This is a genomic window from Pseudomonas morbosilactucae (genome assembly GCF_023241665.1).
GTDB lineage: Bacteria > Pseudomonadota > Gammaproteobacteria > Pseudomonadales > Pseudomonadaceae > Aquipseudomonas > Aquipseudomonas morbosilactucae.
Genome location: NZ_JALQCX010000001.1, coordinates 1 through 8917, shown reverse-complemented (window position 1 = coordinate 8917; position 8917 = coordinate 1). Strand labels below are relative to the sequence as shown.

Here is an 8917-nt window from a genome sequence, read left to right as displayed (position 1 = left end):
GCCGGCTTGCCGGCGATCAGTCCTCAAGCCCTGCACTGCTTTGAAGATCGCCATCGCTGGCAAGCCAGCTCCTACGGCACCCCGCAAAATCCCCCCCTGTAGGAGCCGGCTCGCCGGCGATCAACCCTTGAAGCTTGAAGCTCGCCGCTTGAGGCTCCCCCCCCACCTACCACGTCAGGTAAAAATCGCTACGGTCTGACGGGCCCAAAGTACCCTTCGGCCGCTTTCATCCCAGATTTCCATGTCCTGCAAGGAATACCCTTCCAGTGCCTGCTGGCTAAAGGAGTTGATGAGGAACCATTCGCCGGCAACGGCCGGCTGCGGCAAGTCAATCATCCAGGAGGCCGAACTGATCGCCGCCGGTTCGGTGAAGCAGGTCATGGCAGCTGGCGGCAGACTGTCAGCCAGGGCAATCAGGGCGACCGCCGGGTCGACACCTTGTGCATCCAGATGACGGACCCACATCAGCAACTCGGGATTTTCCGCGGCCGACACCGGTAGCGATCCGCCCGCAGGACGCATTTCAAAGTTGTAGGCGCAAGCCGGGGCTACAGCGGGGTCCAACTCCAGTGTTGTGTACTCGGAAGGGCCGCCCACGGGTGGGCGACACCACGAGTCGTGGACAATGCGACTGGCCCGCGGCCGTACAAACGACAGGGTTGTGCGCAACGCCAACTCGTCGCCCGACAGGCAATCGACGGCCACAGAGGTCGCTGATCGCCCCTCGCGCAAGACGCTGGAGTTGAAGGTCTGAGGCTGCGTGACAGGCCCGATGAACGACACTTGCGCGGACTTGAACGGCGGTAAGTCGACTGTTTCATTGCGCAGGATGGTCTCGAGGGAAAGCGCCGCGGACAACCCGCCAAAAACAGTGCGCCCCTGTCGCCAATTGGCCGGTGAATCGAACGGCCGCGACGGATCGAATTGCTTGATTAGCTGGGCAAACGAACTCATGTCACGGCTCCGCCATCCGACGCATCAGTCCAGCGGCGAAACAGCACGCTGGCATTCACCCCACCGAAGCCAAAGCCATTGGACATGGCGTGCTGGATTGCCATGGGCCTGGATTGAAGGGCGACCAGGTTCAAGCCCGTAGCCGCTTCATCCGGGTTGAGCAAGTTGAGCGTCGGCGGAACGATTTGGTCGCGCAGTGCCAGAACGGTGAACACGGCTTCCAGGCCGCCAGCCGCCCCCAGCAAGTGACCGGTGGCGGACTTGGTCGACGTAATCGCAACGTGCGAGGAAGAACCGAACAACCCACGAATCGCCGCCAACTCACCTTTATCACCAATGGGCGTTGATGTGGCATGGGCGTTGATGTGCTGAATGTCTTCGGGGTTGAGCCCGGCCTGATCCAGCGCCTGCTGCATTGCACGGCGGGCACCATTACCGTCCTCAGGGCCTGCGGTCAGATGATGGGCGTCCGCGCTGGTGCCATACCCGATCAACTCGGCGATCGGCTGCGCTCCCCGTGCCAAGGCATGTTCAAGGGACTCGATCACCAGTAACCCGGCGCCCTCGCCCATGACGAAACCGTCCCGATCCTGATCGAAGGGGCGAGAGGCTTGCTCGGGGCGATCGTTAAAATGGCTGGACAGTGCTCGAGCAGCAGCGAACCCAGCGAGGCTGACGCGATGAATGGCCGCCTCAGCCCCGCCGCACAACGCGATGTCGGCTTCACCCGAGCGGATTAACCGAGCCGCGTCGCCAATGGCTTGCACCCCGGCGGCGCAGGCAGTGACCGGAGCCCCCAGCGGACCCTTGAAGTGATATTTGATCGAGACATGACCCGCCGCCAGGTTGGCAAGAAACGACGGGATGGTGAAGGGTGAGAGTCGACCGGGCCCGCGCTCGTCAGTGGTGCGAACCGCATTGGCTATCGCGGTGAAGCCGCCAATCCCCGTGCCAATGATCGTCGCCGTCCGCTCCTGCTCAGTGCCCTGCCCGGGTGACCACTGGGCTTGAGCCAAGGCCTCGCCTGCCGCCAGAAGGGCAAATTCGATAAACCGGTCGATTTTCTTCCGGTCCTTTGCCGAGGCGGCCAACTCCGGATCAAAACCCGCAACAGGGTCCTGTTCCAGTGAAGGCACCCGGCCTCCTACCGCGCATCCGACCCCCTCACTCAATTCATCCGGCAAGGCGGTGATACCGGACTGCCCCTCCAACAAACGGCGCCAGACTTCCTCCACACCACAACCCAAGGGAGAAACGACTCCCATACCAGTGACTACGATACGTTTGCTTTCCAATGACATTGATTCACCTCATGCGATCTTCGTCAGGGCCCGGTTAATCGGGGCCCTGATTAGCTGCTGTCTTCGGCCGGCTTGAGAAAGAAGCTCGCTCGCCTCCGCGAGCGCTTGCTCTCTCATTCAGGCTGGGTGTGGGTGGGTCGAGGGCTCCTGAGGGGTTTCGGGCCTGATCTTGAACCACAGGGCATACATCGCCGGCAGGAACACCAGGGTCAGCACGGTGCCGGCAAAGGTGCCGCCAATCAGGGTGTAGGCCAGCGTTCCCCAAAACACCGAATGGGTCAGCGGAATGAACGCCAGCATGGCCGCCAGCGCGGTGAGGATGACCGGCCGTGCACGCTGCACAGTGGCTTCGACCACCGCGTTGTAGGGCGACAAGCCGGCTTGCTCGTTGGAATGAATCTGGCCAATCAGGATCAGCGTGTTGCGCATCAGAATGCCGGACAACGCAATCAGCCCCACCAAGGCGTTGATCCCGAATGGTTGCTGGAACAGCAGCAGAATCGGCACCACACCAATCAGGCCCAGGGGCGCGGTGGCAAACACCATCCACATGGCCGACATCGAGCGCACCTGAATGATGATGGTCAGCAACATCAGCGCGATCATGATCGGGAACAACGGCAGCAAGGCCTTGTTGGCTTTACCCGACTCCTCGATCGCGCCGGCGAGCTCGATGCGGTACCCCTTGGGCAGCGTTTCGATGAGGGGCTGCAACTGCGTGATCAGGGCATTGGAGACATCCGGCGGCTGGAGACCTTCAGCCACGTCACCGCGCACGGTGATGGTCGGCGTGCGATCACGACGCCGCAGGATGGGTTCCTCCATGCGCACCTCCACCGTCCCCACCTGGGACAGCGACACGCGCTGGCCTTGGGCACCGGTCAGGGTGAAGGCCGCCAGTTTCGACGGATCCAGGCGCGTCTCTCCCGCCGAGCGAGCCACCACCTGGACCGAACGAATGTCCTCACGCACCTCAGTGACTGGCACCCCCGTCAGCAGGAACTGCAACTGTTGCGCAACGTCGCTCGAGGTCAAGCCGAATGCCTGCAGGCGGTCCTGATCCAGGGCGAGGTGAAGTGCCGGTGCGCGCTCGCCCAAGTCAGTGTTGACGGTCCTCATCAGCGGGCTGGCGCTCATGACTCCACGCACCTGCTCGGCGATACCGCGCAACACGGCAGGGTCGGCGCCCATGACCCGGAAGGCCACCGGATAGGGTGAATAAGGACCAAACACCAGCTGCGTGACTCGCACTCGGGCTTCAGGCGCCAAGCCATCGGCCGCCGCTTGCCTGAGGCGCAGCTTGAGTGCCTCGCGCTCCTGCTGGCTGGCGGTCAGCACAACGATTTTGGCGAAGGAGGGATCGGGTAACTCCGGGGCCATGGCCAAGTAAAAGCGCGGCGCGCCCTGGCCAATGTAGGCGGTGACAATCTTCGCTTCCGGCTGCTGGGCCAGCCATGCTTCAACCTTGGCCGCCGCAGCATCCGTCTGTTCGATCGAAGTGCCGTGGGGCATCTGCACTTCAACCAGCACCTCTGGCCGATCGGACGTTGGGAAGAACTGTTTGTTGACCACCCCCATGCCCAGGATCGCCACCACAAACAATCCGACGACGGAGGTCGCCACCAGGCCTTTGCGACGTATCACACTGCCCAGCAGGCGCCTGAAACGCTGGTAGTTCGGGGTGCCGTATATCGCCCCATGCCCGCCCTCCGGCACCTTGATCGGTGGCAGCAGTTTGACCCCGAGGTAGGGAGTAAACACCACCGCCACCACCCAGGATGTAATCAGCGCAATGCCGACGATCCAGAACATGTTCGCGGTGTACTCACCGGCCGTGGATTTGGCAAAGCCATTGGGCATAAAGCCGATTGCCGTCACCAGCGTCCCTGACAACATCGGTGCGGCCGTGTGGCTCCAGGCATAAGCCGAGGCCTTGATGCGGTCGTAGCCCTCTTCCATCTTCACCACCATCATCTCAATGGCAATGATGGCGTCGTCCACCAGCAGTCCCAGCGCCAGAATCAACGACCCCAAGGTAATCCGGTCAAAGTCCTTGCCCGTGGCGGCCATGACAATGAACACCGCGGCGAGGGTCAGCGGCACTGCCGCCGCTACCACGACGCCGACACGCCAGCCCATGCTGATAAAACACACCAGCAACACCACGCCCAGGGCGGCAAAAAACTTCACCATGAACTCGTTGACCGAGGCGTCGATGTTCACCGCCTGATCAGTGACCTTGGTCAGGCTCATGCCCAAAGGCATCTGCTCATTGATTGCAGTGGCCTCGGCCTCCAGCGACTTGCCCAGATCCAGGCCGTTCCAGCCGTCGCGCATGACCACGCCGAGCAACAAGGCTGGCTCGCCGTTGTTGCGCACCAGGAATGTCGCCGGGTCCTCATAACCGCGCGTGACCTGCGCCACATCAGCCAATTTCAGGGTTCTGCCCTGGAGAGTCAGCGGGGTGTCGCGAATTTTCTGCAAGTCATCAAACGCGCCATCCAGGCGAATGAACACCTCGGGACCGTGCGCTTCCACTGAACCGGCAGGGGTCATCATGTTCTGCGCATTCAACGCACTGAAGATCTCTCGTGCGGAAATGCCCAGTGTCGCCAGGCGCTCGTAGGACAGCTCGACAAAAATGCGCTCGGCCTGTTCGCCGATGATGTTGACCTTCTTCACACCCGCCACATGCAGCAGGCGCTGGCGCAAGCTCTCGGCTTCGCGCACCAGCAAACGCTGCGGCTCACCTTTGGCTTTGAGCGCATAGAGCGCGAAGGTGACATCGGCATATTCATCATTGACCATCGGCCCAATCACCCCAGGCGGCAGGCCCTTCTGCTCATCGAGGATTTTCTTGCGTGCCTGGTAAAACTCCTCCTGGACCGCTGAAGGCGGCGTGCTGTCGAGCAGGTACACCGTGGTGAAGGCCAAACCGGGCCGGGTAAACGTTTCGGTGCGGTCATACCACCGCAGCTCCTGCATGCGTTTTTCCAGCTTTTCTACCACCTGGTCTTGCATCTCCTGGGCCGAGGCCCCGGGCCAGGCGGTGACCACGGTCATTTGTTTGATCGTGAAGGCAGGGTCTTCGGCACGCCCCAGTTTGAAGAAGGCGTACAAGCCGCCCACGGAAATCAGCAGGATCAAAAACAGGGTGATCGAGCGCTCGCGAACCGCCAGTGCGGAAAGATTGAAGCCGCTCATCGACTCACCTCGACCACTGGATGTTGATCGAGACCGGCACGTTCAGTCCGGACCTTCTCCCCTTCGCGTAACAAGTGCGCCCCCAACGCGACCACGCGCTCACCCACCTGCAGGTCACCCGTGACGCGTACGCTGGCCTGGTCGTTCAGGCTGCGAACCTGGATCGGGCGCCATGTCACCTGTTCAGGGTCACCGCCCACGACCCAGACCCCTGGCCCTTTGCCGGCGTCGTAGAGCGCTCCCATCGGCACCTGCAAGGCCTGGACCTCGGCCCCCTGCGCCGCTGCGATCACTACCGAAACGGTCGAACCCAGGGTGGCGTTGGCCAGCGAACCCTCCAGCACATAACGCGCCTCGAAGGTTCGCGTCTGTCGATCAGCCGCATCGGACAACTGGCGTAGACGCGCACTGCCCCCAGGCTGGCTCTGCCCGTAGAGCTCAACCGCCGCCACCGAACCCAACGCAGGACGCAGGGTTTCGGGCAGCTGGATGACGGCTTCGCGCTGCCCTGAATGAGCGACCCGTACCACCACTTGCCCGGCACCCACCACCTGCCCCGGTTCCGCCAGGGTGTCCACCACCACCCCGTCAGCATCCGCTAGCAACGTCGAATAGCCGGTCGCGTTTTTTGCCACATCCGCCTGGGCCTGGGCCGCATTGAGCTGCGCTTTTGCCGAGTCGGCAGCCGCTTTGATCCCGGCGTAGGCCGAGGCCGATACCGCGCCGACGGACACCAAGTCACGGTAGCGAAGCTCGTCATCGGAGGTCTGCCGGGCTCGTGCCATGGCCGCCAGCACCGCTTCCTGTTGCGCCCGTGCGGCCAGCGTCAGGTCGTTGGCATCGATGCGCATCAGGGGCTGACCACGTTTGACGCGCTGGCCTGCATCCACCAGGCGCTCCAGGACTTTCCCCGGTACCCGAAACCCCAGGTCGCTCTGCACCCGAGCCGCGACGATGCCGCTGAATACACGTTGCGCAGGCGCGGAGGCTTGAACCGTAACCACGCGTACCAAGGGCACTTGCAGGCGAGGATCGGCAGGCGTGGCCTCGTTGCAGGCCGTCAGGGCAAACGGCAACAAGGCAATGAACATGAATGACGGAGAGTGGCGCTGGATCATAGAGACCTCTGGGTAGCGAATGCGCCATGCTTATTCAAGTGACCAATTCTGTCAATAGTCACAAAGCGAGCGAACAAAGGTCAACCCGCTGACCAGAACGCCGCAGAGAAGCTGAGGATTGGTTTTTCCAGGCGCACGCCGGCGCGGATGCAGGACGCATCCGCCCGTCTGGGTGCTTAAGGCATCAGGCTGCGCAGGACCAGGTTGGAGATCAGCGCAGGGGCGTCTTCAACAAAATCGAGGTTGTGCTGCAAGAGCAAAGGATTGATGAACGGTCGCAAGGCAAGGTGAATCGCATCGACGGTTTCATCCAGCGGCGTCTTGCGCTCGAACTCACCGAGTTCTCGCCCCTCACGCACGATTTGCAAGACGAAGTGCTTGATCTGAGCGTCATAGACTTGCGAACTGGGCCAGCGCTCCGACGCCGAGAACGCTGCAATGTCATAGAGTTTACGGTCGTTGAAGAACAGGCTAACGCCGGTTGCGATCAGGGTTTTGACCAGGCGCCGAAAACGCTCGGTCGGCGAGATGCCCTCGACATTGATGGCCTGTTCCACCGCTGCAATCATTTGCGACAGGCAGTGGCTACAGATGGCTTCACCTATGGCCTGCTTGGAATCAAAGAACTTGTAGATATAAGCCTTGGAAAAACCAATGGCCTTGGCGAGGTCCGAGACGGTTGTCTTAGCGTAACCGTACTGACTGAAATGTTCGTTGGCCGCCGCGACAATCTGGTCTCGAATGTCGTGATCGGCGGGGCCTCGGAGGCTGGGCGAAGAAACGGATAGCTGATTCATGGGAGCAGCTTACGCATCCCCAAGGTGGTTGACAACTTGTGACCAAATTGTAATATCGTCACAAATCAACCTTTTTGCAGGCACCCCATGCACCCTCCTCCTCGTTTTGCCGTGCTGCTGTGTATGGGCATGATTTCAGGCTGTGCCGTGGGCCCTGACTATTCAGCCCCTTCTGTGGAGTTGCCCGCGTCTTTCTCGGCGCCAACCGCAACGGCATCACAAACCGTCGCCGCCCCTGCCGAGCTCGCCGCGTGGTGGAACGCATTCAATGACCCACTACTCAGCCAGTTGATCAACAGTGCGCTCGCGCAGAACCTCGATTTAGCCCAAGCCGCCGCACGGATCGAGCAGGCTCGTTCCGGCTTGGGGGCTGCTGATGCGGCCCTGCTGCCCTCCGCCACCGTCAACGGCCAAGCAGCCCGAGCCCGGCAGTCATTGGAAACGCCATTGGGCCAAGTGCTCAACTCAACCCCATCCTATGATCGCTACGGCAGTGCTTATGAAATGAACTTGAATGCCGGCTGGGAGCTGGATGTGTTCGGCGGCCTACGCCGAGGCCAAGAAGCCGCCCTCGCCGATTACCAGGCCTCGCAAGCCGGGGCGATGGCCACACGACTGGCAGTGGTCGCACAAACCGCCGACCTTTACATCAGCATCCGAGGCCTGCAAGCGCGCTTGGACATTGCCCGGCAGCAAGTGGGCACACGACAGCAACTGCTCGGCACCCTCGAACACCTTTATGCAAAAGGTCTGGCTGCCGAACTGCAGCTAAACCAGGCCCAAGGCGCGCTGAGTCAAGCCCAGGCCAGCGTGCCGGTCCTGCAAGCTGGTCTGGATGCAACCCTGAACGCGCTGGACGTGATGCTCGGCAAACCACCGGGTACTTACCGCGCATCGCTGAGTGAGCCCGCGCCCATCCCGGATGTCCCACGTCTTGCCGCCATGGGGACGCCCGCCGACCTGCTGCGGCGGCGCCCAGACCTGATCGTTGCCGAGCGCCGCCTTGCGGCCTCCAACGCCCGCATCGGCGAAGCCATGGCCGAGTACTACCCCAAACTGTCCGTGGCGGCACTGCTCGGCAGTGCCACCTCGGTCTCTAGCGCAAACCTGTTCAGCAACGGCGCCAGCCAGGCCTCGGCGGCACTGGGGTTACGCTGGAGACTGTTCGATTTTGGCCGCATCAACGCCCAGATCGACTTGGCAAAAGGCCAGGAAGCTGAAGACTTGGCGGCTTACCGACAGTCCGTCCTGCGGGCCTGCGAAGAGGTGGAAAACGCGGTGTCGGCACGGATCAATCGCGAGCAGCAATCGACCCGGCTTGCCAGGGTGAGTCGGCGTATGCGAAGGCCCGAGCGACCTCGTTTAGCGCCTATGAAAAAGGCGTGGTCAGCCTGATCGAAGTCCTGGATGCCGATGAGCATCTCCTGGCGGCATCGGACGGCAGGGCCCAGGCCCAAACCGAATCGGCTCGCGCTGCGGTGGCCACGTTCAAAGCACTGGGCGGCGGCTGGCAGGACACCCTCGCTGGCAAGCCAGCGCCCAC

At 62.1% G+C, this 8917-nt stretch carries 5 protein-coding genes and 1 pseudogene; 1 reads left to right on the top strand and 5 read right to left on the bottom strand.

The features are described from left to right. Positions 1–174 precede the first annotated feature (174 nt). The 5 genes from M1B35_RS00030 to M1B35_RS00010 form a co-directional block, all read right to left on the bottom strand. Positions 175–954: a thioesterase family protein gene (locus M1B35_RS00030; RefSeq protein WP_268260835.1), complete on the bottom strand. Its 780-nt coding sequence runs from the start codon at positions 952–954 to the stop codon at positions 175–177. Then, a complete protein-coding gene (gene fabF, locus M1B35_RS00025) occupies positions 951–2255 on the bottom strand; it encodes a beta-ketoacyl-ACP synthase II (RefSeq protein WP_268260834.1) in 1305 nt (434 codons plus the stop codon). Before fabF ends, M1B35_RS00030 begins: the two co-directional genes overlap by 4 nt. Before the next feature lie 117 nt (positions 2256–2372). Beyond that, the gene (locus tag M1B35_RS00020; RefSeq protein ID WP_268260833.1) at positions 2373–5459 is read right to left on the bottom strand and encodes an efflux RND transporter permease subunit; all 3087 of its coding nucleotides are present in this window, start codon (positions 5457–5459) and stop codon (positions 2373–2375) included. Beyond that, positions 5456–6577, bottom strand: coding sequence for an efflux RND transporter periplasmic adaptor subunit (locus tag M1B35_RS00015; protein WP_123333331.1), 1122 nt, complete (start codon positions 6575–6577; stop codon positions 5456–5458). The genes M1B35_RS00020 and M1B35_RS00015 overlap by 4 nt, the downstream gene beginning before the upstream one ends. A 176-nt stretch (positions 6578–6753) precedes the next feature. Beyond that, positions 6754–7374, bottom strand: coding sequence for a TetR/AcrR family transcriptional regulator (locus tag M1B35_RS00010; RefSeq protein WP_123333333.1), 621 nt, complete (start codon positions 7372–7374; stop codon positions 6754–6756). 87 nt (positions 7375–7461) lie between these two features. Here M1B35_RS00010 and M1B35_RS00005 point away from each other — a divergent pair. Further along, positions 7462–8917 (top strand): annotated as a pseudogene (locus tag M1B35_RS00005) (efflux transporter outer membrane subunit); the annotation flags it as partial.